The organism is Achromobacter sp. RT286_PF (assembly GCF_059760425.1).
In genome coordinates, this window is record NZ_JCBAMR010000001.1 from 109,981 (window position 1) to 136,324 (window position 26,344).

General features: G+C 65.0%; 26 protein-coding genes and 2 tRNA genes. 15 read left to right on the top strand and 13 right to left on the bottom strand.

Translation table 11 applies throughout. From position 1 onward, the window contains the following. Window positions 1-33: 33 nt before the first annotated feature. Window positions 34-417, bottom strand: a complete 384-nt coding sequence (locus AC6LJY_RS00485) for a thioredoxin family protein (RefSeq protein ID WP_104143546.1) — start codon at window positions 415-417, stop codon at window positions 34-36. A 64-nt stretch (window positions 418-481) separates the two neighbouring features. Between AC6LJY_RS00485 and AC6LJY_RS00490 the strand changes: the two genes are divergently transcribed. The 3 genes from AC6LJY_RS00490 (at window position 482) to AC6LJY_RS00500 (ending at window position 3,127) form a co-directional block, all read left to right on the top strand. Then, window positions 482-1,291, top strand: a complete 810-nt coding sequence (locus AC6LJY_RS00490) for an EI24 domain-containing protein (RefSeq protein WP_104143547.1) — start codon at window positions 482-484, stop codon at window positions 1,289-1,291. Window positions 1,292-1,325: 34 nt separating this feature from the next. Next, window positions 1,326-2,141 (top strand): competence/damage-inducible protein A, encoded by an 816-nt coding sequence (locus AC6LJY_RS00495; protein WP_046803472.1) that lies wholly within the window; start codon window positions 1,326-1,328, stop codon window positions 2,139-2,141. A 122-nt stretch (window positions 2,142-2,263) separates the two neighbouring features. Continuing rightward, window positions 2,264-3,127: an IclR family transcriptional regulator gene (locus AC6LJY_RS00500; protein ID WP_104143548.1), complete on the top strand. Its 864-nt coding sequence runs from the start codon at window positions 2,264-2,266 to the stop codon at window positions 3,125-3,127. 90 nt (window positions 3,128-3,217) lie between these two features. Here the strand turns inward: AC6LJY_RS00500 and AC6LJY_RS00505 are convergent, their stop codons facing one another. Further along, the gene (locus tag AC6LJY_RS00505) at window positions 3,218-4,195 is read right to left on the bottom strand and encodes a tripartite tricarboxylate transporter substrate binding protein BugD (RefSeq protein WP_046803470.1); all 978 of its coding nucleotides are present in this window, start codon (window positions 4,193-4,195) and stop codon (window positions 3,218-3,220) included. 382 nt (window positions 4,196-4,577) lie between these two features. Here AC6LJY_RS00505 and AC6LJY_RS00510 point away from each other — a divergent pair, with 382 nt between their 5' ends. Beyond that, on the top strand, window positions 4,578-5,156 hold the full coding sequence (locus tag AC6LJY_RS00510) for a phasin family protein (protein ID WP_046803469.1): 579 nt from the start codon (window positions 4,578-4,580) through the stop codon (window positions 5,154-5,156). Between the two features lie 146 nt (window positions 5,157-5,302). Here the strand turns inward: AC6LJY_RS00510 and AC6LJY_RS00515 are convergent, their stop codons facing one another. From AC6LJY_RS00515 to AC6LJY_RS00535, 5 genes are all read right to left on the bottom strand, one after another. After that, window positions 5,303-6,346 carry a quinone-dependent dihydroorotate dehydrogenase gene (locus AC6LJY_RS00515; RefSeq protein WP_498135059.1) on the bottom strand — a complete coding sequence of 348 codons (1,044 nt, stop codon included), beginning with the start codon at window positions 6,344-6,346 and terminating at the stop codon, window positions 5,303-5,305. Between the two features lie 66 nt (window positions 6,347-6,412). Further along, window positions 6,413-7,147: an arginyltransferase gene (locus AC6LJY_RS00520; protein WP_104143552.1), complete on the bottom strand. Its 735-nt coding sequence runs from the start codon at window positions 7,145-7,147 to the stop codon at window positions 6,413-6,415. 47 nt (window positions 7,148-7,194) lie between these two features. Continuing rightward, a complete protein-coding gene (gene aat, locus AC6LJY_RS00525; protein ID WP_498135060.1) occupies window positions 7,195-8,007 on the bottom strand; it encodes a leucyl/phenylalanyl-tRNA--protein transferase in 813 nt (270 codons plus the stop codon). Next, window positions 8,004-8,585, bottom strand: a complete 582-nt coding sequence (locus tag AC6LJY_RS00530) for an NUDIX hydrolase (protein WP_046803466.1) — start codon at window positions 8,583-8,585, stop codon at window positions 8,004-8,006. Before AC6LJY_RS00530 ends, aat begins: the two co-directional genes overlap by 4 nt. Before the next feature lie 10 nt (window positions 8,586-8,595). Then, window positions 8,596-9,528, bottom strand: coding sequence for a LysR family transcriptional regulator (locus AC6LJY_RS00535; protein WP_498135061.1), 933 nt, complete (start codon window positions 9,526-9,528; stop codon window positions 8,596-8,598). Window positions 9,529-9,656: 128 nt separating this feature from the next. Between AC6LJY_RS00535 and AC6LJY_RS00540 the strand changes: the two genes are divergently transcribed. Beyond that, window positions 9,657-10,058, top strand: coding sequence for a DoxX family protein (locus tag AC6LJY_RS00540; protein WP_046803545.1), 402 nt, complete (start codon window positions 9,657-9,659; stop codon window positions 10,056-10,058). A gap of 59 nt (window positions 10,059-10,117) precedes the next feature. Here the strand turns inward: AC6LJY_RS00540 and AC6LJY_RS00545 are convergent, their stop codons facing one another. The 5 genes from AC6LJY_RS00545 to AC6LJY_RS00565 form a co-directional block, all read right to left on the bottom strand. Continuing rightward, window positions 10,118-10,708, bottom strand: a complete 591-nt coding sequence (locus AC6LJY_RS00545; RefSeq protein WP_498135062.1) for a DUF2946 family protein — start codon at window positions 10,706-10,708, stop codon at window positions 10,118-10,120. A 2-nt stretch (window positions 10,709-10,710) separates the two neighbouring features. Beyond that, window positions 10,711-11,028 (bottom strand): hypothetical protein, encoded by a 318-nt coding sequence (locus AC6LJY_RS00550; protein WP_498135147.1) that lies wholly within the window; start codon window positions 11,026-11,028, stop codon window positions 10,711-10,713. 100 nt (window positions 11,029-11,128) lie between these two features. Beyond that, window positions 11,129-11,202, bottom strand: a tRNA-Cys gene (locus AC6LJY_RS00555). 55 nt (window positions 11,203-11,257) lie between these two features. Next, window positions 11,258-11,333 (bottom strand) — tRNA-Gly (locus AC6LJY_RS00560). Window positions 11,334-11,479: 146 nt separating this feature from the next. After that, window positions 11,480-12,559, bottom strand: a complete 1,080-nt coding sequence (locus tag AC6LJY_RS00565; protein ID WP_046803463.1) for a GlxA family transcriptional regulator — start codon at window positions 12,557-12,559, stop codon at window positions 11,480-11,482. A 285-nt stretch (window positions 12,560-12,844) separates the two neighbouring features. Here AC6LJY_RS00565 and glyA point away from each other — a divergent pair, with 285 nt between their 5' ends. Genes glyA through AC6LJY_RS00615 form a run of 10 tightly spaced genes read left to right on the top strand, consistent with a single transcriptional unit; the run spans window position 12,845 to window position 25,121 of the window. Beyond that, the gene (gene glyA / locus AC6LJY_RS00570; protein ID WP_046803461.1) at window positions 12,845-14,122 is read left to right on the top strand and encodes a serine hydroxymethyltransferase; all 1,278 of its coding nucleotides are present in this window, start codon (window positions 12,845-12,847) and stop codon (window positions 14,120-14,122) included. 27 nt (window positions 14,123-14,149) lie between these two features. Then, window positions 14,150-15,136, top strand: coding sequence for a dipeptidase (locus tag AC6LJY_RS00575; protein WP_498135063.1), 987 nt, complete (start codon window positions 14,150-14,152; stop codon window positions 15,134-15,136). A gap of 12 nt (window positions 15,137-15,148) precedes the next feature. Continuing rightward, window positions 15,149-15,670, top strand: a complete 522-nt coding sequence (locus tag AC6LJY_RS00580) for a DUF5943 domain-containing protein (RefSeq protein WP_314357884.1) — start codon at window positions 15,149-15,151, stop codon at window positions 15,668-15,670. A 7-nt stretch (window positions 15,671-15,677) separates the two neighbouring features. Continuing rightward, the gene (locus tag AC6LJY_RS00585) at window positions 15,678-17,741 is read left to right on the top strand and encodes an oxidoreductase (RefSeq protein ID WP_498135064.1); all 2,064 of its coding nucleotides are present in this window, start codon (window positions 15,678-15,680) and stop codon (window positions 17,739-17,741) included. A gap of 2 nt (window positions 17,742-17,743) precedes the next feature. Beyond that, window positions 17,744-19,642: a (Fe-S)-binding protein gene (locus AC6LJY_RS00590; protein WP_498135065.1), complete on the top strand. Its 1,899-nt coding sequence runs from the start codon at window positions 17,744-17,746 to the stop codon at window positions 19,640-19,642. Further along, window positions 19,642-20,868 (top strand): electron transfer flavoprotein subunit alpha/FixB family protein, encoded by a 1,227-nt coding sequence (locus AC6LJY_RS00595; protein WP_319309121.1) that lies wholly within the window; start codon window positions 19,642-19,644, stop codon window positions 20,866-20,868. The genes AC6LJY_RS00590 and AC6LJY_RS00595 overlap by 1 nt, the downstream gene beginning before the upstream one ends. Next, complete coding sequence (locus AC6LJY_RS00600; protein WP_498135066.1) at window positions 20,861-21,628, top strand: electron transfer flavoprotein subunit beta/FixA family protein; 768 nt, start codon at window positions 20,861-20,863, stop codon at window positions 21,626-21,628. Before AC6LJY_RS00595 ends, AC6LJY_RS00600 begins: the two co-directional genes overlap by 8 nt. Window positions 21,629-21,636: 8 nt before the next feature. Continuing rightward, complete coding sequence (locus tag AC6LJY_RS00605; RefSeq protein WP_498135067.1) at window positions 21,637-22,914, top strand: aromatic ring-hydroxylating oxygenase subunit alpha; 1,278 nt, start codon at window positions 21,637-21,639, stop codon at window positions 22,912-22,914. A gap of 9 nt (window positions 22,915-22,923) precedes the next feature. Then, window positions 22,924-24,081: an FAD-binding oxidoreductase gene (locus AC6LJY_RS00610; RefSeq protein WP_319309115.1), complete on the top strand. Its 1,158-nt coding sequence runs from the start codon at window positions 22,924-22,926 to the stop codon at window positions 24,079-24,081. A 17-nt stretch (window positions 24,082-24,098) separates the two neighbouring features. Continuing rightward, entirely contained in the window at window positions 24,099-25,121 is a 1,023-nt protein-coding gene (locus AC6LJY_RS00615; RefSeq protein ID WP_082134371.1) for a GlxA family transcriptional regulator, read from the top strand. Window positions 25,122-25,128: 7 nt separating this feature from the next. Here AC6LJY_RS00615 and fdhA read toward each other — a convergent pair whose 3' ends face one another. Further along, a complete protein-coding gene (fdhA, locus tag AC6LJY_RS00620; protein WP_314357903.1) occupies window positions 25,129-26,325 on the bottom strand; it encodes a formaldehyde dehydrogenase, glutathione-independent in 1,197 nt (398 codons plus the stop codon). Window positions 26,326-26,344 lie beyond the last annotated feature (19 nt).

Genomic DNA, 26,344 nt, shown 5'->3' on the forward strand with positions numbered 1-26,344 from the left:
TTTGGCCTTGCGGGTTTTTTTCGGAGCCGGGGATCAGGCGGCTAGCAGTTTTGGCAGATCGGGTAGTTCGGAACTGACTGCCGGGCTGTTCGCGTCCACGCTTTCAATCAGGCGTTCCAGATGGCCGATGTGCGGCAACATGGGGCCATAGAACACCACGCGCGACCCGATTTGCACCAGCAGAGTCGGGAAGTTCTCGACATCGATATCGCCCAGCAGTTCGGCATGGTCTTCGATGTCTATCCAGGCGAACACGTGCTGCGGCAAGGCGTCTGCCAACGCTTCAAGCTTGGGCTTGTACTGTTCGCAGGTGTCGCACCAGGCCGCGCAGAAGCAGGCGATGAGCCAGGTGTCGGGGGTTGCGCTTAGCCGCGCGCGCAAGGCGGCCAAGTCAGAGCCGGGTACGAGTAGAGACATGTGAGCAGATCGGGGCGTGTTTGACTATCATACCCGGGATGTCCACCCCCTTTTTCAAGCTCTTATGACCGCTTTACGCACCGATACCGCCGCGCCCGGCAATGGCCGATTCTCTGGCGCCGGCACGGGCGCCGTCAGCGTTGGCCAGGCGTTCAAGCGCGCGCTGGTGTCGCAATGCCATCCCACGATGCTGTTCGCGGTGCTGTTGCCATTCCTGATTGCGCTGGTCGGCGCGTTCCTGTTGCTGTATCTGTTCTGGACGCCGTTGACCGACTGGCTGCGCGCCGAGGTGTCCCACTGGGACATGGTGAATCGCGCCGACGAATGGATGATCGCAATGGGCCTGTTTTCGCTCAAGATCTATCTCATCCCCGTCATTGCCGCCGCCATTTTGCTGCCCGTGTCCGGCATCCTGGGCCTGGCCATTGCCGCTGTTTTCGTGATGCCGCTTGTGCTGCGCCACGTGGGGCAGCGCGAATATGCCAGCGTGACGCCGCAGGGCAAGTTCTCGACGGCGGTCAGCGTGTGGAACGCCATCTGGGTATCGGCCGCCTTCGCCGCCGGCTGGGTGCTGACGCTGCCCTTGTGGCTGGTGCCGCCCATGGCGATCATCCTGTCGATCTTCTGGTGGGCCTTTGCTTTTTCGCGGATGATGCGCGTGGACGCCATCGTGGAACACGCCAGCCCCGAAGAACGCAAGCTGATCCTGGAACGCAACAACGGCGGCTTCTGGACCATCGGGCTTATTTGCTCACTGCTGAACTTGCTGCCGCCCGCCTGGATTATCCTGCCGGTGTTTTCGGCGCTGGTCTACGCGCACTACGGCCTGGAAGCGCTTCGGCGTTTGCGCCAGGATCGTGTCATCGAAGCCTGACCGGCATTTAACCCTTACCGTTTTGGAACTGGACATGGCCGCAGAATCCGCCGCCCGTCGCATCGGTCTTATCATCGTTGGCGACGAAATCCTCTCGGGCCGCCGTCAGGACAAGCATTTTTCAAAGGTCGTCGAGCTCCTCAGTGCTCGCGGCATGCAACTGGGTTGGGCCGAATTCCTGCCCGACGACCGCGACACACTGGTGGCGGCCTACAAGCGCAGCTTCGCCACGGGCGACGTCGTGTTCTCCTGCGGCGGCATCGGCGGCACGCCTGATGACCACACCCGCCAAGCCGCCGCTGCCGCGCTGGGCTTGCCATTGGCGCTGCACCCGGAGGCCGAGCAGGCGATTGCGCTGCGCACCGCCGAAATGGCGGCCAAGGGGCAGGGCACGGCCGACATGAGCGCGCCGGAAAACCAGCAGCGCCTGCAAATGGGCGTGTTTCCGCAAGGCTGCGAGATCGTTCCCAACCCGTACAACCGTATTCCGGGCTTCTTCATCCACGACCACACCTTCGTACCCGGCTTTCCCGTGATGGCCTGGCCGATGCTCGAATGGACCTTGGACACACGCTATCGTGCGCTGCAACATGTGCGCGCCCATGTCGAGCATTCTTTCCTGGTGTTCAGCATGCCCGAATCGCGCATTACGCCGGCCATGGTCAGCGTGGAAAGCCGCTGGCCCGACGTGCGCGCCTTCAGCCTGCCCAGCGTGGGCGAAGCGGGCGGAACGCCCCATATTGAGCTGGGCGTCAAAGGGGAACCGGCGGCCGCCGCCGAGGCGCTGGAGTTCCTGCGCGCCGAGGTGCTGCGCCTGGGCGGAAAGCTGGCGCCGCCCGCCGCGGCTTGATCTCGTCGCAAAAAAGCCATTGCAAAATGGCGTCTTAAATTTCACAATACGGGAAAGAACTGTTTGCTGCGTTGCCGCAAGGCCGGTCTTTTACGGCGTTGCGGCGCGAGCCTATCTCCCCCATGCCCCGTCTGACGACACCCCGCACTCCCCTGGACGCCGAGACCGAAGGCGCGTCCGGCCACCCCATCGCCATCCAGGTCATCGAGCGAGCCATGCGCCTGCTTGACGCCCTGGCCGCGCAGCAAGACCCGGTCACCCTCAAGGAATTGTCGGCCACCACCGGCCTGCATGCCTCGACCGCGCACCGCATCCTGAACGACCTGGTCGTCGGACGCTACGTTGAACGCGTGGACAACGGCCTGTATCAGCTGGGCATGCGCCTGCTGGAATTGGGGTCGCTGGTGAAAGGGCGGCTGAACGTTCGCGAAGCGGCCATTTCCGCCATGCGGTCCCTGCACAAGCTAACGGGGCAGACCATCAACCTGTCGGTCCAGCAGGGCGACGAAATCGTCTATATCGACCGCGCCTGGAGCGAGCGCTCGGGCATGCAGGTGGTGCGTGCCATTGGCGGCCGTGCCCCGCTGCACCTGACCTCGACCGGCAAGCTGTTCCTGTCCACCGGCGATGCGCGCCAAGTGCGCGCGTACGCGCTGCGCACCGGCCTGGCCGGCCATACGCGCAACAGCCTGACCGACCTGGATCGCCTGGAACGTGAACTGGCGCTGGTACGGCGCCATGGGTACGCCCGCGACAACGAAGAACTGGAGCTGGGCGTGCGTTGCATCGCCGCCGGCATTTTTGACGATACCGGCAAGCTGGTGGCGGGGCTGTCCATCTCGGCCCCGGCCGAACGCTTGCAGGACGACTGGATTCGCGCGCTGGTCGATACCGCCGCCAGCATTTCCGAGGCGCTCGGCTACGAACCCTCGGTGTCCACCGGGTTCAACGGCTTGGGCATGGCGGCGGAAGCCTTGCGGCCCTGAGCAGTCCGCGCCCGCGCCGGTCCGGACCATGAAAAAAGCCCCTTTCGGGGCTTTTTTGCCATTCGGCCAGGGTTGGCCGTCAGCGTCAGCTTATTGCTGCTCGACGCCTGCCTTCTTGAACAGCTCGGCCCATTGCGGAACCTGCTGCTTGACCTTGGCCTCAAGTGCCTGCGGGTTGGCTTCGGCCGTCAGCACCGTGGCACCAAGCTGCTTCATGCGTTCCTGGAACTTCGGGTCGGCCAGGCCGGCCTGCAGGCTCTTGATCAGCTTGTCCACCACCGGCTTGGGCGTGCCCTTGGGCACCCACATCCCGTGCCAGATGCCCACTTCGAAACCCTTGTAGCCGGATTCGTCCATGGTCGGCAGCTTGTCCAGCGTGGGCACGCGCTTCAGGCTGGTCACGGCATAGGCCTTGACCTTGCCGCTTTCGATCTGCTGCGTCGTGTTGGTGGTCTGGTCGCACAGCAGGTCGACCTGCTTGCCCAGCAGGTCGTTCATGGCGGGGGCGGTGCCCTTGTACGGAATCGTCAGCAGCTGGACGCCCAGCGCTTCCACCAGCATGGTGCCGCACAGGTGGCTGGCCGCGCCGATGCCGGCGTTGGCCAGCGAGACCTTGTCCTTGTTCTGTTTGACGTATTCGGCCAGTTCCTTGATGTTGTTCGGCGGGAAGTCCGAACGCGCGATGATGGTCATGGGCACGTCGACCACCAGGCCGATGGGCTCAAAGCTCTTGTACGGGTCGTAGCCGGGGTTCTTGTACAGGGACGGCGCCGTGGAGAAGCCGGCGTGCATCAGCAGAATGGAATAGCCATCGGGCTGGGCGCGCGCAACCTGCGTGGTGCCGATGGTGCCGCCGGCACCGCCCTTGTTCTCAACCACGACCGTCTGTCCCAGGCTCGGCCGCATGGCTTCGGCCAGCGATCGGGCGACGTTGTCGGTCGGGCCGCCTGCGGCGAACGGCACCACCATATTGATGGGGCGTTCCGGAAATTCCGCGTGGGCGGCGCCGGCCGCGAACATGGCGCTGGCCGCGAGCAGGGCCGTAAGCGTGCGGGGAATAAAGGTCATGAAGTCTCCAATTGCAGGGTTTTGCTTGCTGCGATTTAGTTTTTGGCCGCTGACTTATGGATTGTTTTTTCTGTCATCAGCGTGAAAGCAGTTTAGAAAAGAATTGATACGCCGTCATGTCGGGTTTTTCCCGAAGCAGAGCAAAACCTTGTTCTGGATCAATGGCGTGCACGCGCCTGCACCGTTAAAGTGCAAATACTTGTTGCGTTGCACAAAAACTGCTTGACAGCAATTTATGGCAGTCTAGAATGTGAATTGTGCAGTGCATCAAACGGGCCGGCGGTAGCTTGTAGTACCAGTTTCCGCGCACGTTCCTATTTCTCGTCGCAGACACCAATCCTTCTTGCCGGAAAGCTTCCGGCTACCCCTAAAGGAGCATTCTATGAGCGCAATTCCGCAGCAAGTCCTGGACCGCCAAAAGGCAAGCATCAACACTTTTGTGGCTGCCCAGTCCGCCGTTTTCGCCGGCTTTGAAAAGCTGGTTGAGCTGAACATGAAGGTTGTGCGCGCCACGCTGGACGAAGTCGCCCAGAAGTCGCAACAAGCCTCTGAAGTCAAGGATCCGCAGGAAGCCGCCGCGTTTGCGTCGGGCCTGCTGCAGCCGGGCGCTGAAAAGGCCATGGCTTACACCAAGCACGTGTACGACATCGTTGCCGGCGTGCAAGGCAGCCTGGTCAAGCTGACCGAAGAGCAAATCGCTGAAAGCCAGCAGCAACTGAGCGAAGCCGTCGACCAACTGTCGAAGAACGCTCCGGCTGGTTCGGAAAGCGCCGTTGCCCTGATCAAGTCCTCGCTGGCCACCGCGACCAGCGCCTACGACTCCGTGACCAAGGCTGCCAAGCAGGCCGCTGAAGTCGCCGAATCGAACCTGAATGCCGCCGCCAACGCGACCTTCAAGGCTGCGACGGATGCTGCCGACGCCGCCACCAAGGTTGCCAGCCGTAGCCGTCGCACCGCCTGAGTCCTGGCGCGCGATGCTGCGCAAATCGCAGTAATGTAGTACTGTTGAGTGACAGAGCAGAGCTGGAATTAGGGCCACCCACCGGGTGGCCCCTTTTTTTTGTCCCGCATCTTGCGCTGCGCGCCGCGTGCGTGGGGAGGCAGCGTTCAGCGCTTTGCCGTAGCCCGCACGCATTCGCCCACCAGGGCGGGGCCCCGGTAGATCAAGCCCGTATACAACTGCACGGCGTCCGCGCCGGCGTCCATCTTTTCGCGGGCCTGTGCGCCCGACAACACCCCGCCCACTCCGATAATCGCCAGGCTGTTGCCCAGCTGCGCCTTCAGGCGGCGAATCACTTTCAATGACAGCTCGTGCACCGGTGCGCCCGACAGGCCGCCGGCTTCTTCGGCATGCGCCTGGCCGGTGACCGCATCTCGCGACAGCGTGGTGTTGGTGGCGATGACGCCGTCAATGCCATGGCGGGGCAGCGTGTCGGCGATGGCGTCGATCTGTTCTTCGGTCAGGTCGGGGGCGATCTTTACCGCCATGGGCACGCGGCGCTGGTGCTGGTCTTCCAGCGCACGGCGCTTGTCGGCCAGTTGCGCCAACAAGGCAGAGAGCTCGTCCCCGCTTTGCAGCGCGCGCAAATTCTTGGTGTTGGGCGACGAAATATTCACCGTCACGTAATCGGCATGCTGGTACACGCCGTCCAGCCCGATCAGGTAGTCATCAGCGGCGCGCTCGATCGGCGTGTCCGCGTTCTTTCCAATATTCAGGCCCAGGATGCCGCCTTGCTTGCGCCACTGGCTGCGCTGCACGTTCGCCAGGAACGCGGGCAGGCCCTGGTTGTTGAAGCCCAGCCGGTTGATCAGCGCGTTGGCGCGCGGCAAGCGGAACATGCGCGGCTTGGGGTTGCCGGGTTGCGCGCGAGGCGTCACGGTGCCGACTTCAATGAAACCAAATCCCAGGTTACCCAGCGCGTCGATATAGGCGCCGTTCTTGTCCAGCCCCGCCGCCAGCCCGATGGGGTTGGCCAGCCGCATGCCCATCAGCGTGCTGGGCGCCGAGGGCTGCGCATGCATCAGCTTGCGCGTCGCGCCGCATTCATAGGCGCGTTGCAGGCCCGACAGCGTGACTTCGTGGGCGGTTTCCGCGTCCATGGCGAAAAGCGCCGGGCGGGCCAGGGGGTAGGCGTGGAAGAGGATAGACATGGGGCGGAATTGTAGAGCCAATTTCGCCGCGCTTGCCGCAATCGGGCCGCGCACCGTACGGCACGATCAAAGGGACAGGTAGTCCTGATTCCGCCATTCCCCGTCGACAAGAAACTGCGCGGGTTGGAAGCTGGACTTGTAAGACATCTTGCGGCTTTCGGCGATCCAGTAGCCCAGGTACAGCCACGGCAGGTTCAACGTGCGGCACTGCTCGATCTGCCACAGGATGCTGTAGGTGCCCAGGCTGCCCTCGATATCGGGGTCGTAAAAGGTATAGACCGACGACAGCCCGTCATCCAGCACGTCGATGATGGACACCATCATCAGCACGCCGTCCGCGTCGCGAAATTCAACCAACCGCGTGTTGACCCGGCTGGTCAGCAGAAACTGCGCATATTGCGTGCGGCTGTCCTCGTCCATGCCGCCGCCCGGATGCCGGCCTTGCTGGTAGCGCGTATACAGCCGGTAGTGCTCGGGCGACCACGCCAATTCAGCAACGAACGACTGCAACGATTGGTGATCGCGCCACGCCCGCCGCTGGCTGCGGTTGGGGGCAAAGCCCGACGTGTCGACACGCACCGGCACGCAGGCATGGCAGTTGTCGCAATGGGGACGGTACGTGAACAGACCGCTGCGGCGAAAGCCCTGTTCGACCAGTTGGGAATAGGTGCCCGCGTTGATCAGATGCCCGGGCGCGGCAACCTGCGACCGCGCCTGGCGGCCCGGCAGGTAGCTGCACGGGTAAGGCGCGGTTGCATAGAACTGCAGCGTGGAGAAGGGAAGTTCTTTGAGCTGGCTCATGGGGAAGTGCGCATCGCGCGGTACGTCCGCGACGCGATGGCTACATATTAACGCTTAAGTGGCGTTGCATCGGACGCTGAATCCCGCGTCGGTTCCGCTGCCTGGTGGGGTGTGGAACGGGTCGCGGGCAACAGGCGGCCCAGGCTGTCCAGCGTGCCCGGCGCCCAAGAAATCGGGGGCTGGGCGGCGGCCCGGCGTACATGTTGCAGGAACTGCGCGCGCGGTATCGGGCGTGCGCCCAGGCTGGCCAGATGCTGGGTCTGCTGCTGGCAATCGATGCGCTCGACGCCTTGCGAGGCCAGGTAGCGAACCAGGTACGCCAGCGCGATCTTCGACGCGTTAGGGGCGAGCGTAAACATGGATTCACCAAAGAACATGCGCCCCAGGCTGATGCCATACAGGCCACCGGCGAGCTCGCCGTCGATCCAGGTTTCGATGCTGTGCACGTAGCCCGCCCGATGCCATTCGGCATACGCCTGCTGCATGGCGGCGGTGATCCAGGTGCCCGGTTGCCCGTCACGCGGCGCGGCGCATTGCGCCATGACCCTCGAAAACACCGTGTCGACACGCACTTGCACGCGCGGCTGGGCGTCGATTTCCTGCGCTGCGATCTGCCGCAGTAGCTTACGCAGCGAATGGGACGGCGAAAAATCCTTGGTGGCCAGCACCATGCGCGGGTCGGGGCTCCACCACAGCACGGGCTCGCCTTCGGAATACCAGGGAAAGATGCCGTTCGAGTAAGCCTGGATCAGCCTGTCCATCGACAGGTCCGCGCCGGCCGCAAGCAGGCCGTCGGGTTCCGTCAGCGCATATTCCGCTGGCGGAAACGGGGTGTCGACGGCAAGCCAGGGCAGCTTCAACGGTGCGATTCTAGGGTGTAGTGATGGGGCACGAACGCGCCTTGGCGTCGGTCGTCGAAGTAGTGTTGCAAGGTCGTTACCACCGTGCGAAACGCCAGGTCGTCCCAGGGAATGTCGGCTTCGTCGTACCAGCGGGCTTCCAGGCTTTCGGGGCCGGGGTCCAGTTCGGGGCCCAGTGCCTGGGCCAGATAGAACACGTGCACCTGGTCGATCTGCGGCAGGTCGATCATGGTGTAGAGCTCGCCAAGCTGAATGCGCGCGCCGGACTCTTCCAGCGTTTCGCGGGCCGCGCCTTGTGCCGTGCTTTCGCCCAATTCCATGAAACCCGCCGGCAGCGTCCAGGTGTTGTAGCGCGGTTCGATCGCACGGCGGCAGAGCAGTACGCGGTTTTCCCACACGGGCACCGTGCCAACCACCAACCGCGGGTTCTGGTAGTGGATCGCGCCGCAGTGATCGCAGACGTCGCGCTCACGGTTGTCGCCTTCCGGCACCCGGCGGGTGATGGGCGTGGCGCACTGGCTGCAAAAAAGCGAACGGCGGGGGGCGGGGAAGTATTCGATGGACGGTTTCGCGGTCATGGGTAGGATTCTAACGGCTGCGGCGCGCCGTGGCGCGTCCCCCTGGGGCGGCCGGCGCACTGCCGCCAAACCGCTCTTCAAGATGCTCGACAAAAGAGCGGACCTTGGGCGACAGGAAGCGGCGATGCGGATAGATGGCGTACATGGAAATGGGCGTGTGCGCATAGTCGGCCAGCAAGGCCACCAGGCGCCCCGCGCGAATGTCGTCGCCCACCAGGAACTCGGGTTGCAGGATAACGCCGTGGCCCGCCAGGGCGGCCGTGCGCAGCACATCGCCGTTATTGGCGCGCAGCGCTGCGTTCACCCGAACCAGATGCGTCACGCCGTTCTTCTCGAAATGCCATTCATTGCCGGTGCTGGCGTACGAATAGTGCAGGCAGCGATGCTGCTTCAAGTCTTCCGGGGTGGTCGGCGTGCCGTGCTGCTTCAGGTAGGCCGGCGCCGCGCAGACCAGCAACTGCTGAGGCGCCAGCGGGCGCGCAACCAACGATGAATCCTGAAGCGGACCGATGCGCACCGCCACGTCGTAGCCGTCCTCGACCAGATCCACCACGCGGTCGTTCAGGTCCAGGTCGATGATGACGTCGGGATAACGTTGCAGGTATTCGGCAATGGCCGGCCCCAGGTGCAGGATGCCGAACGACACGGGCGCGCTGACGCGCAAACGGCCGCTGGGGCGCTGGCCTTCGGCCTGTAGCGACAGCTCCAGGTCGGCGACTTCCGCCAGGATCGGCCGGACGCGCTCGTAGAAGGCGCGCCCCGCGTCCGTCATGCTGAGTTTGCGGGTGGTGCGGTTCAACAGGCGCACGCCGTACTTCTGTTCCAGGTAGGCGATCTGCCGCGTCACGACCGAACGCGCCTGGCCCATCTTGTCGGCGGCTGCCGCGAACGAGCCAAGCTCGACGACCTTGGCGTAGGTCTGCATGGCGATGTGAGTGTCCAAGATTGTTTCCTATCGGGGAACAATAATTTGCAATTCTGCCTATTTATCTTTGTTTTTGGAATCGTAAGAATGGCGGCCTGATGCATCGTCCGGTCTTGGACGATCCGCGCTACCCAGAAGGATTTGCCATGATCGATACCCGTACCGCTCCCTATGCCGCGCTGTTGCTGCGCGTGGCGCTTGGCGTCATGTTCCTGGCCCACGGCCTGACCAAGCTGCTGGTCTTCACGCTGCCCGGCACCGCCCAGTTCTTCGCCAAGATCGGCTTTGCCGGCTGGCTGGCCTATCCGGTCACGTTCTTTGAAGTGGGCGCGGGCGTGCTGCTTATCCTGGGCATCGTGCCCCGCTGGGTGGCGGCCATTGCGGTGGTGCAGTTGTTCGTAGCGTCGACCGTGCACTTTGGCAACGGCTGGGGCTTTGGCAACGCGGGCGGCGGCTGGGAATATCCCATCTTCCTGACCGTGGCGGCCGCCGTGCTGATGCTGCTGGGCGATGGCAAATTTGCCCTGGTCAAAAGCGGCCGGGGCTGATTCCCGCAACGCCTTGTGTTGCCAGTAGGCGCCCCGTGTGCCCCGCCGCAGATCTGGCGCTACGCGGCCGGATTTGGCTCGAAGCCCAGGCGGCGCGCCACCTCCTGCCGCGTGATCGCGCGCAGCGGCGCGGGGGCGTAGACGCCCGGCCATGACACGGTGATCTCAGCGTCAGGCGCCAAGCTTGCCAGGGCGTTCAGGACCGGCGCGCCGTCTCCGGTCGACAGTTTTTCCAGCAAGGCGGGCAGATCACGGTCCAGAACCAGCCCGGCGCCCGCCGCCGTGGACGCATATAGCTGGCCGCCATCGTCCAGCCACCAGGCGCTGACGGCGTCGACCGCTGCATCCGTGTGCGTGCGCAACCCGTGATTGTCGTCGTTCAGGCGCAGCACGAAGGGCGCGCCATCCAGCCGCACGAACACGCGCTGCGGGCCGTTCTGGAAAAACCAGCGGCCCGCGTCATCGTGTTCATAATTCCGATTCATGAAATCCAGGATCTGGGCATTGGTGATGGATTCGCCGGGCCCGCCTTGCGCAGCCTGCCCCTGCGGATGCAGCCGCCAGCGCCCGCGCCCGTCCAGCGACAGCCAGCCATACACGGCCGGCACGTTGGGCCAGCGGGCAATGGCGTCCTTCACCGATTGATCCATGTTCAGGGCCGGATGATGATTGAAGGCGGGGTGATGACGATGGCAGGCGCGGGCATAGGCATTACGACCTGCGGCGCGGCGTAATAGCCTTCGCGATAGTCATCGCGGCACTTGCGCTTTTCCTGATATTCGCCGTTGCGCTTCCATTTGCGCTCGACCTTGCACGCGCCATCCCAGTACTTTTCTTTGTACTCACGCCCATGGCGATGATGATGGCGGTCGGAGTCGGCTTCGGCCGCTATCGGCGCCAACGTCAACATCGCGGCGGCGGACAGGGCAAGCACGGGGAAACGAGCGCGAAAATTCAGAATGCGGTGCATAGTGTCGACGTCAATGGAAAACGGCGTCACCTTAGCAATCATTCGATTGTCAGCGCGTAGGGATGCGTAACGAGATGCTGGGGGGAGGGGGGAAAGATGCTGGAGGCGCAAGCCGGAATCGAACCGACGTACACGGATTTGCAATCCGCTGCATAACCACTCTGCCATTGCGCCAGCACTTGCAAGAAAAAAGGAAGCGCGGTGTTGGCCGATGCTTCCTTCTTGTATTTGGAGCGGGAGACGAGTCTCGAACTCGCGACCTCAACCTTGGCAAGGTTGCGCTCTACCAACTGAGCTACTCCCGCGGGGTACTGCTTACAGCCATTGCTTTTGCTGTATTTCCTGCTTTGCCGAAGGAAATTCCTGCTGGAACCGCCACCGGTTTTGGTGAAGTTTGAGAAGCTTTTCTCAAAGGCCGTGTCCACCAAAGACAGCGATTATACACAGAATTTCAGGCTTGTGTAGCGGGGCGCGTGGGGCGAAGAAAAAAAGCGTCGGGCCCGGTTTCCGCGCCTATCGCCGAGGCAAAACCCGGCCCATGGGCGTCATGGTCGAACGTGCGGGGATTGCGGCGTTCCGAGCTGGGCGCCGCGCCATAGACCGCGCGGTAGGTCTTGCTGAAATGGCAAGGCGATTGAAATCCGCATGCGGTGGTGATGTGCGTGATCGACATCGGCGTCTGCCGCAGCAGTGCCCGCGCATGCCGCAGGCGCAGGCTCAGATAATGTTGCTTGGGCGTCGTACCCAGGTGCTCGCGGAACAGGCGTTGCAGTTGCCGCTGCGATGCGCCCGACAATTGCGCCAGTTCCTCCAGCGACAGCGGCTCTTTCAGATTGACCTCCATCAGCGCGATCACCTCTGCCAGCGCGGGATGCGAGGCGGGCATGCGGATCGACGTCGGCATGCGTTGCCTGTCCTTGTGGTCGCGCACATGCCCGATGGTGAATTGGTTAGCGATCAGCGCGACGATGGCCGGTCCCACGGATTCGCCCACCAGGTTAAGCATCATGTCCAGCGGCGCGGTGCCGCCTGTACAGGTAATACGGTCGCGATCGATAACGAACAGCTTGTGCGACAGCCTGCTATGCGGAAATTCGCTGCGCAGCGCGACCAGGTCTTCCCAGTGCATGGCGCAGGTATAGCCGTTGAGCAGACCGGCCTGCATCAGCGTGTGCGCGCCGGTGCACAGGCTGCCCAACGTTACGTCGCACGCCGCCAGGCGCCGCAGCCAGTCTCGCGTGGCCGGGTCGTTGTCCACGCGGTTGCGCTTGCCCCCGCAAACGAACACGGCGTCGGGCAAAGTGGCCTCGTCCAGCACGTCTGCGTGCACCTGCAAGCCATTGCTGGCCGTGATGGGTCCGCATGACGGCGCTACCACCGACCAACGGTAATACTGCCGGCCCAACAGGTGGTTGGCCATGCGCAGCACTTCAATCGCCGTCGAGAACGACAGCATCGTGAACTGCGGCAAGGGCAGGAAACCGAAGTGGCGCAGGTGCCGGCGATCACGGTTTGGCGAACGTGCAGTCATGGCTAGGCTCCTTGGTAGGAATACACGGACTGAATGCCGGTACTGACCTTCCGGCAGTTGACCGTTGCAATCGTAGGCCAGCCGGACGCGTCTGCCCTTAGGAACAATACGAAAATTGCAGAGGATTACGACATATGCCTTTGCGCGCTGTGCGACCCCCTGTCGTAATCGGACAAGATGTGGTCCGGTTCAGATAACAGTGCACATGACCTTTAAGAAAGAATGCTTCACAGGCCCCGCTTACGCCGGATTCTTGAACGTCATTGCTCCTTCAGGCAGGTCGACATGTTCCAGTCTTCATCCCCGTTCTTCTCCTCGCCGCTCGACAAGCGCGATCCCGTCGTGATGGCCATGCAGGACCGGGAACTGCGCCGCCAGCAAACCCAGATCGAGCTGATCGCGTCCGAAAACCTGGTGTCGCGCGCCGTGTTGCAAGCGCAGGGTTCGGTGCTGACCAACAAGTACGCCGAAGGCTACGTCGGCCGGCGCTATTACGGCGGCTGCGACCACGTGGACGAGGTCGAGTCGCTGGCGCTGCTGCGCGTACGCGAACTGTTTCACGCCGACTACGCCAACGTGCAACCGCATTCCGGCGCGCAGGCCAACGGCGCGGTGATGCTGGCGCTGCTGGAACCCGGCGACACCGTGCTGGGCATGTCGCTGGATGCCGGCGGGCACCTGACCCACGGCGCACGGCCGGCAATGTCGGGCAAGTGGTTCAACGCGGTGCAGTACGGCGTGCGCCGGGAAGACAGCCTGATCGATTACGACGAGGTCCGGCGACTGGCGCTGGAGCATCGGCCCAAGCTCATCATCGCGGGGTTTTCAGCCTATCCCAGGCAGCCGGACTTTGCCCGCTTTCGCCAGATCGCCGACGAGGCCGGCGCCATGCTGATGGTCGACATGGCGCATATCGCGGGCCTGGTGGCGGCGGGCAGGCACCCCAGCCCGGTGCCGCACGCACATGTCGTCACGTCCACCACGCACAAGACCCTGCGGGGTCCGCGCGGCGGCTTCATCCTGACCAATGATGGCGCCATCGCCAAGAAAATCAATTCCGCCGTGTTTCCCGGCTTGCAGGGCGGACCCCTGATGCACGTGGTGGCGGCCAAGGCGGTGGCCTTCGGCGAGGCGCTGCATACGGACTTCAAACGCTACATCGACCGCGTGCTGGCAAACGCCGACGTGCTGGGCGACGTGCTGCGTGAAGGCGGCATCGACCTGGTTTCCGGCGGCACCGACAACCACCTGCTGCTGCTCGACCTGCGTTCCAAGGGGCTGACCGGCGCGCATGTGGAGCGCACGCTGGAACGCGCCGGCATCACGTGCAACAAGAACGGCATTCCGTTCGATACGCAAAAGCCGTCGGTCACTTCCGGCATCCGGCTGGGCACGCCGGCCGCCACCTCGCGCGGGTTTGGCGAAGACGAGTTTCGCGCCGTGGGCGAAATGATCGTGCATGTCGTGGACATGCTGGCCACCAGCCCCGACGAACACGAAGCAACCGAACGACGCATTCGAGCTGAAGTCCACGCGCTGTGCCAGCGCCATCCCATCTACTAAGCGGCACAACATCGGGGGGGAAATCCCATGGTTACGCTGCATCAGAAAAGCATGGTTATCGACGGCCTGATCATCTCGAAATGGGATCGGTCCGTTTTTGAAGACATGAAGCAAGGCGGCCTGACCGCGGCCAACTGCACGGTGTCGGTGTGGGAAGGGTTCGAGCAAACGGTCTCGAACATTGCCGCCATGAAAGCCCTGATCCGCGCCAACGAGGATCTGGTCACGTTAGTGCGCACCACGGACGATATCCGCCGCGCCAAGCGCGACGGCAAGACGGGCATCATTCTTGGCTTTCAGAACGGCCAGGCGTTCGAAGACAATCTGGGCGCCATCGAAGCTTTTGCCGACATGGGCGTGCGCGTGGTCCAGCTTTGCTACAACACGCAGAACCTGATCGGCACCGGCTGCTATGAGCGCGACGGCGGCTTGTCCGGTTACGGCCGCGAAGTCATCGCCGAGATGAACCGCGTCGGCATCATGGTTGACCTGTCGCACGTGGGCGCCCAAACCTCGGAAGAGGCGATCCTGGCATCGACCCGGCCCGTTTGCTATTCGCACTGCCTGCCGGCGGGCCTGAAAGAACACCCGCGCAATAAAAGCGACGCGCAGCTGCGGTTTATCGCGGAACGCGGCGGCTTCATCGGCGTGACGATGTTCCCGCCGTTCCTCAAGCGCGGCGTGCAAGCCACGGTGGACGACTACGTCGAAGCCATCGGCTACGTCGTGAATCTGGTGGGCGAAGACGCGGTGGGCATCGGCACCGATTTCACCCAAGGCTACGGACAGCCGTTTTTTGATTGGCTGACGCATGACAAGGGCCGGTACCGCCGGCTGACGGACTTCGGTGCCATCCGCAACCCCGAAGGCATCCAGACGATAGGCCAATTTCCCAACCTGACCGATGCGATGCAGCGCGCGGGCTGGAGCGAAATCCACATCCGAAAAATACTCGGCGAAAACTGGCTGCGCGTATTTGGCGACGTCTGGCCTGCCGACGCGCCGGCGGCTTAAGGAGCAACCAACATGAATCCCCAGCTTCCGATCGACGTCAACGAACAGACGGGCGTGTGGAGCACGGACGGCATGCCGATGCTGTATGTGCCGCGCCATTTCTTCATCAACAACCACACGGCGGTGGAGGCGGCGTTGGGCCGGGAGGCCTACGCGCGCATTCTGTACGACGCCGGGCACCGCTCGGCCTACCACTGGTGCAATGAAGAGTCGCGCGAGCATCGCCTGAGCGGGCTGGCGGTTTATGAACACTACCTGATGCGGCTGTCGCAGCGCGGCTGGGGGCTGTTCCGGCTGACGGACGCGGACCCCACCGCGATGACGGCGCGCATCGTGCTGCGCCATTCCGCATTCGTGCTGGGCCAGCCCCAGGGCGAGGGCAAGCGCTGCCACATGTTTGCCGGATGGTTCGCGGGGGCGATGGACTGGGTGGCCGACCAGCACGGCGGCGCCACGCGCGCCCAGTGCGTGGAAAGCCAATGCGCCGCCGAAGGGCACGCGCACTGCGAGTTCACCGTTAGCCCCATCACCTGAGGCCGGCATGCGTTATCCCCACCTGTTTGCGCCACTGACGCTGAACCGCCTGGTGCTGCGCAATCGCATCGTCAGCACCGCGCACGCCGAAGTGCACGCGGACCCGGGCGGCTTGCCGGGCGACCGCTACATTGCCTACTACGAAGAAAAGGCCAAGGGCGGCCTTGGCCTGGCCATCTGCGGCGGCTCCAGCCCCGTGTCGCTGGATAGCCCGCAAGGGTGGTGGCGGTCGGTCAACCTGACCACCGACCGCGTCATCGAACCGTTGGCCAGACTTAGCGAAGCCATGCATCGCCACGGCGCCAAGGTGATGATCCAGGCAACGCACATGGGCCGGCGTTCGGCATGGCACGGGGAGCATTGGCCGCATTTGCTGTCGCCGTCCGGTGTGCGCGAGCCCGTGCATCGGGGCAACGCCAAGACGATTGAAGTCGAAGAGATCGGCCGCATCATCAGCGACTTTGCCGCCGCGGCAAAGCGGGTGCAGCAGGCCGGCATGGATGGCATCGAGATATCCGCCGCGCACCAGCATCTGATCGACCAGTTCTGGAGCCCGCGCACCAACTTTCGTACCGACGCCTATGGCGGCAGCCTGCGCAACCGTCTGCGCTTCGGGCTGGACGTGCTGCACGCCGTGCGCGAGGCGGTTGGCGCCGATTTCTGCGTGGGCCTGCGCATGTGCGGCGACGAATTCCACGACGATGGACTCGACCACGAGGCGCTGCGCGAAATTGCCCAGGCCATGGCGGACACCGGCCTGATCGATTACCTCGGCGTCATCGGCTCCGGCGCCGACACGCACAATTCCCTGGCCAACTGCATGCCGCCGATGGCGTTGCCGCCCGAACCCTTCGCCCACCTGGCGGCCGGCATCAAATCGGTGGTCCGGATACCGGTGATGCATGCACAAAGCATCCGCGACGCGGTGCAGGCCGAACGGCTGCTGGCAGCCGGCCATGCGGATCTGGTGGGCATGACGCGCGCGCATATCGCCGACCCGCATCTGGTCGTGAAGATCCGCGACGACCGCGAAGACGAGATCAAACAATGCGTGGGCGCCAACTACTGTATCGACAGGCAGTACGACGGGCTGGACGTGCTGTGCATCCAGAACGCGGCAACGGCTCGTGAAGAAACCATGCCGCACGTGATCGCGCGATCGCGCGGCGTGGAGCGAAAAGTGGTGGTGGTTGGCGCGGGGCCCGCAGGCATGGAAGCCGCGCGCGTGTGCGCCGAGCGCGGGCATGAAGTCGTGCTGTTTGAACGCGCCGCCGGCATTGGCGGCCAGATTCTGCTGGCGGCCAAGGCGCCGCAGCGCGAACAGATGGACGGCATCGTGCGGTGGTTCGCGCTGGAGCTCAAGCGCCTGGGTGTGGACTGCCGCCTGGGCGCGCTGGCAACCGAAGAAATGGTGTTGGCGCAGCGCCCGGATATTGTTGTGTTGGCCACCGGCGGACTCAGCCACGTTTACGAACACCAGGGCTGGGGCGTGGCGCGCGGTCTGGCCGTGAGCTCCTGGGACATACTTTCCGGCCAGGTCGAGCCCGCGAAAAACGTGTTGGTGTACGACGGGGTCAGCACCCACGCGGGGGCGGGGGTAGCCGACTTCCTGGCCAGCCGGGGTGCGCACGTCGAGATCGTTACGCCCGACACCAAGGTGGCCGAGGACGTGGGCGGCACCACGTTCCCGATCTTCTACCGCCGCCTGTATGCGCAGCAGGTCGTGCTGACGCCCAACCACTGGCTTGAACGCGTCAGTGCGGAAGGCGACAAGAAGGTGGCGCTGCTGCGCAACGAATATACCGAAGACCGCGAAGAGCGCGTGGTGGATCAGGTGGTCATTGAAAACGGCATCGTGCCCAATGACGCGCTGTACGGCATGCTCAAGCGCAAGTCCGTCAACATGGGCCAGACCGACCTGCACGCCTTGTACGCGGCCGACCCGCAGCCCGCGCTGGGCCAGCCTCTGGGCGACGGCCGTTTCCTGCTGTTTCGGGTGGGCGATTGCGTGTCGATGCACAACATCCACGCCGCCATCTATGACGCATTGCGGCTGTGCAAGGACTTTTGACCATGGAACAGTTTGCCGTCGTGGTTACCGCACTGTTCTGGGTGTCGCTGCTTGGGGTCTGCGTCGGCGGATGGCGGCGGGCTGCCTTGTGGCGCGTGGGCCGGGCCGCGCCGGTGCGCTGGCTGGATTTGTTGGCGGTGCCCAAGCGCTATTTTGTCGACCTGCATCGCGTGGTGGCGCGCGACCCGTACATCGCCCGGACTCATGTGGCGACGGCGGGCGGCGCGGTCGCGGCCATGGTGCTGGTGGCCATCAACTACGGCCTGGCGCTGTACTCGCCCGTGTTGGATATGGCCATTGCCGTGGCCGCCCTGGTGATGCTGGGCGGGCTGATATTCGTCTGGCACCGCCGTCGCAAACCGCCCAAGCGCCTGTCGCGCGGCCTGTGGGACCGCCTGCCGTGGATGCTGGGCGCATTGGCACTGGGCCTGTTGCTGCTGGGCGGCGTGTCCGCGCCCTGGCTGGCGGGCGCGGCCGGCCTGGGCACCGTGGCGCTGCTGACGCTGGGCGCCTGGGAGCTGACGGTCGGCATGGCGCGTGGCGGTCCCATGAAACATGCGCTGGCCGGCCTGCTGCACCTGGCTTTTCACCCCCGGCCAGAACGCTTCGGCCGCGCGTTGCCCGGCCAGAAAGCGGCCCTGCGCCCGCTGGCGCTGGGCGGCGACCCGACGGCCGAGCCCCTGGGCGTGGGCAAACCGGCCGCCTTCGCCTGGAACCAACTGCTAAGTTTCGATGCGTGCGTGCAGTGCGGCAAGTGTGAAGCCGCGTGTCCCGCCTTCGCCGCCGGGCAACCGCTGAACCCCAAGAAGTTGATACAGGACATGGTCGTCGGCATGGCGGGCGGGTCGGACGCCGCCTATACCGGCAGCCCGATGCCGGGTGTGCCCGTCGGCGCACGCGAAGGCGCGGCGGACAAACCGCTAGTGCCCGGCCTGGTGGCGGCCGAGACGCTGTGGGCCTGCACCACGTGCAGGGCCTGTGTACACGAATGCCCCATGCTGATCGAACACGTGGACGCCGTGATCGATATGCGTCGCCAGCAGACGTTGCAGCACGGCGCCGCGCCCGGGACGGCGCCCACCGTCCTGGCCAACCTGCGCGAGACCGGCACGGCAGGCGGCTATGACCTGGGCGCGCGCCACCACTGGGCGGTGGACCTTAACGTGCCGTGGATACAGCCGGACCAGGCCGTGGACGTGTTGCTGATCGTCGGCGAGGGCGCCTTCGGACTGCGATACCAACGCAGCCTGCGCGCGCTGGTCAAGGCGATGCACGCGGGCGGTGTGGATTTCGCGGTGCTGGGCGACCGCGAAACCGACACCGGCGACATTGCCCGTCGGCTGGGCGACGAAGCCACGTTCCAGGTGCTGGCCACGCGCCTGATCCAGACGCTGGCGGGCCTGAGCTTTACGCGCATCGTCACGGCCGACCCGCACATCCTGCACAGCCTGCGCAATGAATATCCCGCGCTGGGCGGCCTGTACCAGGTGCAGCATCACACCAGCCTGCTTGCCGAATTGGCGGACGCCGGGCGGCTGCGATTCAAGCCGGCTGACGACGCGCGCATCCTGACGTATCACGACCCCTGCTACCTGGGCCGCTACAACGGTGAAACCGAGGCGCCGCGCAAGTTGTTGCGCCGACTGGGCCTGCGTATCAACGAAATGGAACGCCATGGCTTGAACGCGCGCTGCTGCGGCGCGGGCGGGGGAGCGGCGTTGACGGATATTCCCGGCGAGCGCCGCATTCCCGACATCCGTATCCAGGACGCGCGCGATACCGGCGCGAGCCTGGTGGCGGTGGCCTGTCCCAATTGCACGGCCATGCTGGAGGGCGTGGTCGGCCCCCGCCCCGACGTGCGAGACATCGCCGAACTTGTCGCCGACGCCTTGGAGGCATGATGAACCCGATCCGCAGAATCGACCCGCGCAGGCAGTACACCGTGGCGCCTTCGGGTATTCGCCGCCTGGTGCTTGGCGCCGACCCCTCGGGCGATGCCATTGGCCGGCAAGCGCGCACCGTGCACAAGCCGGTACGCGCCACCGAAGCGTTGCGCTGCGTGCTGGCGGTGGCGCATAGTGATCGCGGGCAGCTGGACGCCCACGCTTGCCAAGCGGTGGCGGCCGCCGCACTGCTGGCCGCGCACGACACCTGGGTCCACCTGCTGGTGTTTGGAGAATTCCAGGGTGATGCCGCCGACTTGGGCGCGGACAGGCTGACCGTCATTGCCGCGCCGCCGGCCTATGCACCCGACGCCGAACTGGCCGTGGTGCTGGCGCTGATGGAGCGCGACCGCCCGCTGCACGTCTTCCTGCCCGACAACGGGCTGCCCGACGGCGACCTGGGCCGACGCCTGGCCGCCGCCACGCGCGACACGGTCGCCACGCACGTCGTGGAACTGAGCCGCGACGGAGTGGCCAGCCCGTATCGCCAGGTGGCCGTGGGACGTGGCGCCTTCGGCCGCGCGGCATCGACGCCGGTCGCGTCGGCTCACGTCGGCCTGTCGCGGTCGCCGAGCGTGCCGAACCCGCCGAACCTGCCCACCCCCCAACACACGGGTCCAAGACGCACGCGGCGCGCCTTGCCCCGCATCGTGTTGCTGGCCCCGGACGCCGTCGATGATCGCTTGCCCTTCGTGGGCCACGGAGAAGCCGCTCGCGTCATGCCGCTACCGATGACATCGGCCTACCGTGACCATGGCACGCGCACGCTGCCCGCCACGGAAGTGGACCTGGAAGAGGCCGACCTGATCGTGTCCGCCGGTAACGGCATGCGCGACCTGGAAGGCTTTCATGCGCTGGCCGATGAGCTTGGCGCGGCCATCGGCGCCAGCCGTGTGGCCGTGGATGACGGGCGATTCGCGCGGGGCCAGCAGATCGGCGCAACGGGAAAAACCGTCAGCGCCAGCGCCTACCTGGCGTTCGGCATATCGGGCGCGGTGCAGCATCTGCAAGGCATCAAAGACTGCCGCCATGTGATTGCGATCAACCTGGACGCCGCCGCGCCGCTGGTCCGGCGCGCCGACCTCAGCATCATCGACGATACCCAACGCGTGGCGCGGGCGCTGCTCGCCCGCGTCAAGCAGGCGCGAGGCGCGCATCGACATCGCGAGGCTCCCGATGGCTGACCTGCGCATTGCGGTACTGGTATCGGTTGGCGCGCACCCGGTCAGCGGGGCGGCCCGCTTCAGCCGCAATGACGCCTTGGCCCTGGCCTTGGCGCGGACGATGGCAAGCGGCGAGGCCAACGTTGACGTTGTCCACGCTGGCAACCCGGCCGATCCGGCGCTGCGCGACTACCTGGCGCTGGGCGCGCCGACGGTCCATGCCATCGACGTGCCGCCGGGGCGCGACGTTGCGGAGGCATTGGCCGAGCACGTGCGCGGGTACGACCTGGTGCTGTGCGGCACGCGCGCGGAAGGCGGCGACGGCAGCGGCCTGTTGCCCTATCTGGTAGCGCAGAAACGGCACCTGCCTTTGTTGCCCGCCGTACTGTCGGCCCGCATCGACGCGGGCAGCGTCGTCACGCAGCAATGCCTGCCCAAAGGGCGGCGGCGGGAAGTGGCCGCAACCCTGCCCGCGGTGGTGGCCGTGCATCCGCTGGCGGCGTTCGACGTGCGGCACGTCTATGCGCAAGAGCGCGCCGGGCAGGTGACGACGCACGTGCCCAAGGTTCCGGCCGCGGCGCTGGCCGCCACGCGCATCGAGGCCGCCACGGGCAGCCCGCGCAAGTTGGCGGCGCGTGAATCGCGGTCGGGGCGCGCGCGCCTGCTGGCGGCCATCACGATGGAAAGCCGTGGCGGCACAGTCATCACCGAAGGAACCCCCGACGAAAAGGCGCAGGCGGTCATCGACTACCTGCGCACCCACAGCCTGATCGACTACTGAGGTGGAACATGACCATCATCCAGCAGGTTTGCGCGGTGCGACCCCCTATCGATGCATCGCTACGCAAGCTGATCGCCGCGCGCCGGCCGGGCTATAGCCTGGACGCCGACTTCTATCTGAGTCCGGCCGTGTACGACATGGACATGGAAGCCATCTTCGGCCGGCACTGGCTGTTCGTGGCGGTTGAGCCCGACATCCCCGAGCCCGGCGATTACCTCACCGTCGACATCGGCCGGCAGTCCGTGGTGCTGGTGCGCGACGACGACGGGCAGGTGCGCGGCTATCACAACGTCTGCCGGCATCGCGGCGCGCGCCTGTGCGTGACGCCGCAGGGTTCGGTCGGCAATCTGGTCTGTTCCTACCACCAGTGGACCTACACCTTGAACGGCAAGCTGGCCTACGCGGAACACATGGGCGAAGACTTCGACAAAAGCCTCTACAGCCTGAAGCCTGTCCGCGTGGAAACCTTGAGCGGCCTGATCTTCGTCTGCCTGAGCCCGGACGCGCCCGACGACTTCGCGATGATGCGCGCGCAGGTGGAACCTTATCTGCGGCCCCATCAATTGCGCGAAACCAAGGTCGCCGCGCAGATCGATATCGTCGAAGACTGCAACTGGAAGCTCACGATGGAGAACAACCGCGAGTGCTACCACTGCGCCGTCAACCATCCCGAACTGACCGTCTCGCTGTTCGAGTTTGGCTACGGCTACCAGCCCTCGCTGTCCAACGCCGCGCAAATGGATCAGTTCGAGCAAATGTCGGCCGCGCGTTGCCGCGAATGGGAAGCCGCCGGCCTGCCCAGCGCCGAGCGCGAAGCGCTGGACAGCTGCGTGACGGGCTATCGGGTGCGGCGCCTGCCGCTGGATCTGGCCGGCGAGTCGCAGACGCTGGACGGCAACGCGGCCTCGAAGAAACTGTTGGGAACCCTGACGCGCCGCGACCTGGGCGGCTTGTCGCTGTGGACGCAGCCCAACGCGTGGTTCCACTTCATGAGCGACCACATCGTCGCGTTCTCGGCGCTGCCGCTGGGGCCGGAAAAGACCCTGGTGCGCACGCGCTGGCTGGTGCACAAGGACGCGGTGGAAAACGTGGATTACGACGTCCAGAACCTGACGGCCGTGTGGCGGGCCACCAATGCACAGGACCGTGCGCTGGTCGAGATCTCGCAGCAGGGTGTGCGCAGCCCCGCGTACCAGCCCGGGCCGTATTCGCCGTTTACCGAAAGCCTGGTCGACAAGTTCTGCAACTGGTATGTCGGCCGCCTGGCGGCCCATTATCTGGATTAGGAGACCGCCATGCCGCACGCGCTTTTACGTATTCATCAGCCCGAATTCTGGCAGCGGCTGCCTTCCCCGTGGGACTGCGACATCGAAGAAACCCTGCTGTGCTGCCAGGTGCGGCAAGAGACCGCCGACGTCAAGAGCTTCTATTTCCGCTCGCGCGCTGGCCATGCGTTCCAGTTTTCGCCGGGGCAGTTTTTGACGTTTGAGCTGGATATCGACGGCGAACGCCTGAACCGTTGCTACACGATATCGTCGCCGCCGACGCGGCCGCATACCCTGTCCATCACCGTCAAGCGCGTGCCGGGCGGAAAGGCGTCGAACTGGCTGCATGACTGCCTGGAGGTGGGCGACCCGTTGCGCGTGCTGGGTCCGGCGGGCGTGTTTTCGTCCGCCTTGCATCCGGCCGAGCGATATCTGTTCCTGTCGGCCGGGTCGGGCATTACACCGTTGATGTCCATGGCGCGCACCCATCGCGACCTTTGCGACGACCGCGACACGGTATTCGTGCATAGCGCCCGCACGCCCGACGACATCATCTTCGGCCGCGAGATTGCGCTGTTTGCCGCTAGCCAGCGCCACTTTCGCGCGCACTTCATCTGCGAAAGCCTGGGCGAGCACACCGGGTGGCACGGCTTGACCGGCCGCTTGAGCCTGCCCTTGCTGGAATTGATTGCGCCTGATTTCCGGCAGCGCGAGATCTTCGTCTGCGGCCCCGCGCCGTATATGCAGGCGGTAAGCCAGATGCTGCGCACGGTGGGTTTTGACATGGCGCGTCATCACGAAGAGAGCTTCTCGTTTGAAACGCTGTCTGATGCGGCGACGGCGCGCAACGACGCGTCGCCGCCGAACCCGCCCAGGGCCGCCGATGCCGCCACAGATACCGCCACAGATACCGCCACGGACACCACTACCTACAGCATCCGCTTCCAGCAAAGCGACCGCACCATTGCCTGCGCGGCCGACCAGCCGTTGCTGGAGGCCGCGCGCGCTGCGGGTTTGCGGATGGCGGCTTCCTGCACCCAGGGCTTGTGCGGCACGTGCAAGGTGCGGCTACTGGAAGGCAACGTCAACATGCAACACCAGGGCGGTATCCGACAACGCGAAATCGATCAGGGCATGGTGTTGCTATGCTGCAGCCGGCCGTTAAGCAATTTGCTCATCGACAAATGAAGAGGGGGCCAATATCCATGCCTATGCACGCAGCGTCCGCGCGCATTGCCGACCCGTCCTGGCCGGTGCTCGAGGCGCCCGCCGTCGAGCCCGGCCAGGTGCATTTCGGCTTTTTGCTGTTGCCCAATTTTTCGATGATCGCGTTTTCGGGCGCGGTGGAAGTCCTGCGCATGGCCAACTACGTCAGCCGCCGCGAACTCTACCGCTGGTCGGTCATGACGCTGGATGGCGCGGCGGTGCAAGCTAGCAACCGGCTGCCGATCCGGCCCTTGCCCTCAAGGGGGCTGGTGGACGACTGGGATGCGCTGATTGTCTGCGGCGGCCTCCAGGTGCAGGACCAGGTGACTGAACCCGTCATCAAAGTGCTTCACAGCGCCGCCCGCCAAGGCGTGGCGCTGGGCGGCATCTGCACCGGCAGCTACGCGCTGGTCAAGGCCGGCCTGATGACCGGGTATCGCTGCGCCATGCACTGGGAAAACCTGTATGCCGTGCGCGAAGAGTTTCCCGCTGTCGAGCTGACCGAAGAGCTCTTCGTCATCGACCGCGACCGCATGACCAGTTCCGGCGGCACCGCGCCGATCGATCTGATGCTGGGCATCACCGCCGAACGCTTCGGACCCGAGCTGGCGCAGGGCGTGTCCGAACAGTTCATGCTGGAACGGATCCGCCTGCCGTCGGAACGGCAGCACATTCCGATGGTGGCCCGCGTGGGATTCAACCGCCAGGAACTGCTGAACGTCGCGCAGCTGATGGAGGAGCATATCGAAGACCCGCTGTCGTTCAGGCAGATCGCCGTCCAGATCGGGCTGTCGCAACGCCAGCTGCAACGCATGTTCAAGTACTACCTGGGCATGTCGCCCATGCGCTATTACCTGTGGTTGCGCTTGCTGCGCGCGCGCGAACTGCTGCTTCAGACCCACATGACCATCATGGGCGTGACCGTGGCCTGCGGGTTTCAGTCGCCTTGCCATTTCAGCAAGGCGTACCGCGCCCGCTTCGGGCGTTCGCCCAGCAGCGAGCGCAGGCAGGCGCTGGATTAGCCCGGGCTCAGGCGGACAGCATCGCGTGCGGGTCGATCACGAATTTCTTCGGGGCGCCCGCGTCAAACGCCGCATAGCCGTCCGGCGCGGCGTCCAGCGTGATGACCTGCACGCCCACGACCTCCGCGATGTTGATGCGGTCCCACAAGATGGCCTGCATCAGCGCGCGGTTGTATTTCAGCACCGGCGTTTGGCCCGTGTGAAAGCTGTGCGCCTTGGCCCAGCCCAGGCCAAAGCGCACTGACAGACTGCCGCGGCGCGCGGCGGGATCGTTCGCGCCGGGATCGTCGGTAACGTAAAGCCCGGGAATGCCGATGCGACCCGCCACCCGGGTCACGTCCATCAGCGCGTTCAACACGGCGGCCGGCGCTTCCGCCTGCGACCCGGTCGAGCCATGCCCGCGCGCTTCAAAGCCGACGGCGTCGATGGCGCAGTCCACTTCCGGGGTGCCCAGCAGCGTGGCGATCTGCACGCCCAGCGGCGCGTCCAACGACAGGTCCGCCGTTTCGAAGCCGACCTTGCGCGCGTGTTGCAGCCGCTGGCGATTCATGTCGCCCACGATGACCACCGCCGCGCCCAATAGCCGCGCGGACGCGGCGGCGGCCATGCCGACCGGGCCGGCGCCGGCCACGTATACCGTGCTGCCCGGGCCTACGCCCGCGCTGACGGCACCGTGGAAACCGGTGGGCAGGATGTCCGACAGGCAGGTCAGGTCGCGGATCTTGGCCATGGCCTGATCGCGGTCCGGAAAGCGCAGCAGGTTGAAATCGGCATACGGCACCATGACGAACTCGGCCTGTCCGCCGATCCAGTCGCCCATGTCCACATACCCATAGGCGCCGCCCGCGCGCGCCGGGTTGACGGTCAGGCAAACGCCAGTGTCCTGTTCTTTGCACGTGCGGCAGCGTCCGCACGCCACGTTGAAGGGAACCGACACCAGGTCGCCCACCGCCAGCGTTTCCACGTCGCGGCCCACTTCAATGACTTCTCCGGTGATCTCGTGGCCCAGCACCAGGCCCGTTTGCGCGGTCGTGCGGCCGCGCACCATGTGCTGGTCCGAGCCGCAGATGTTCGTGGATACCACCTTCAGAATGACGCCATGTTCGATCTTGCGGCCGCGGGGGTCCTCTAGTTTGGGAAAGCTGATCGACTGCACTTGGACCCGCCCGTCGCCCACATACACCACGCCTCTGTTCGCTGCCATGACTGCGTCTCCCTGCCGG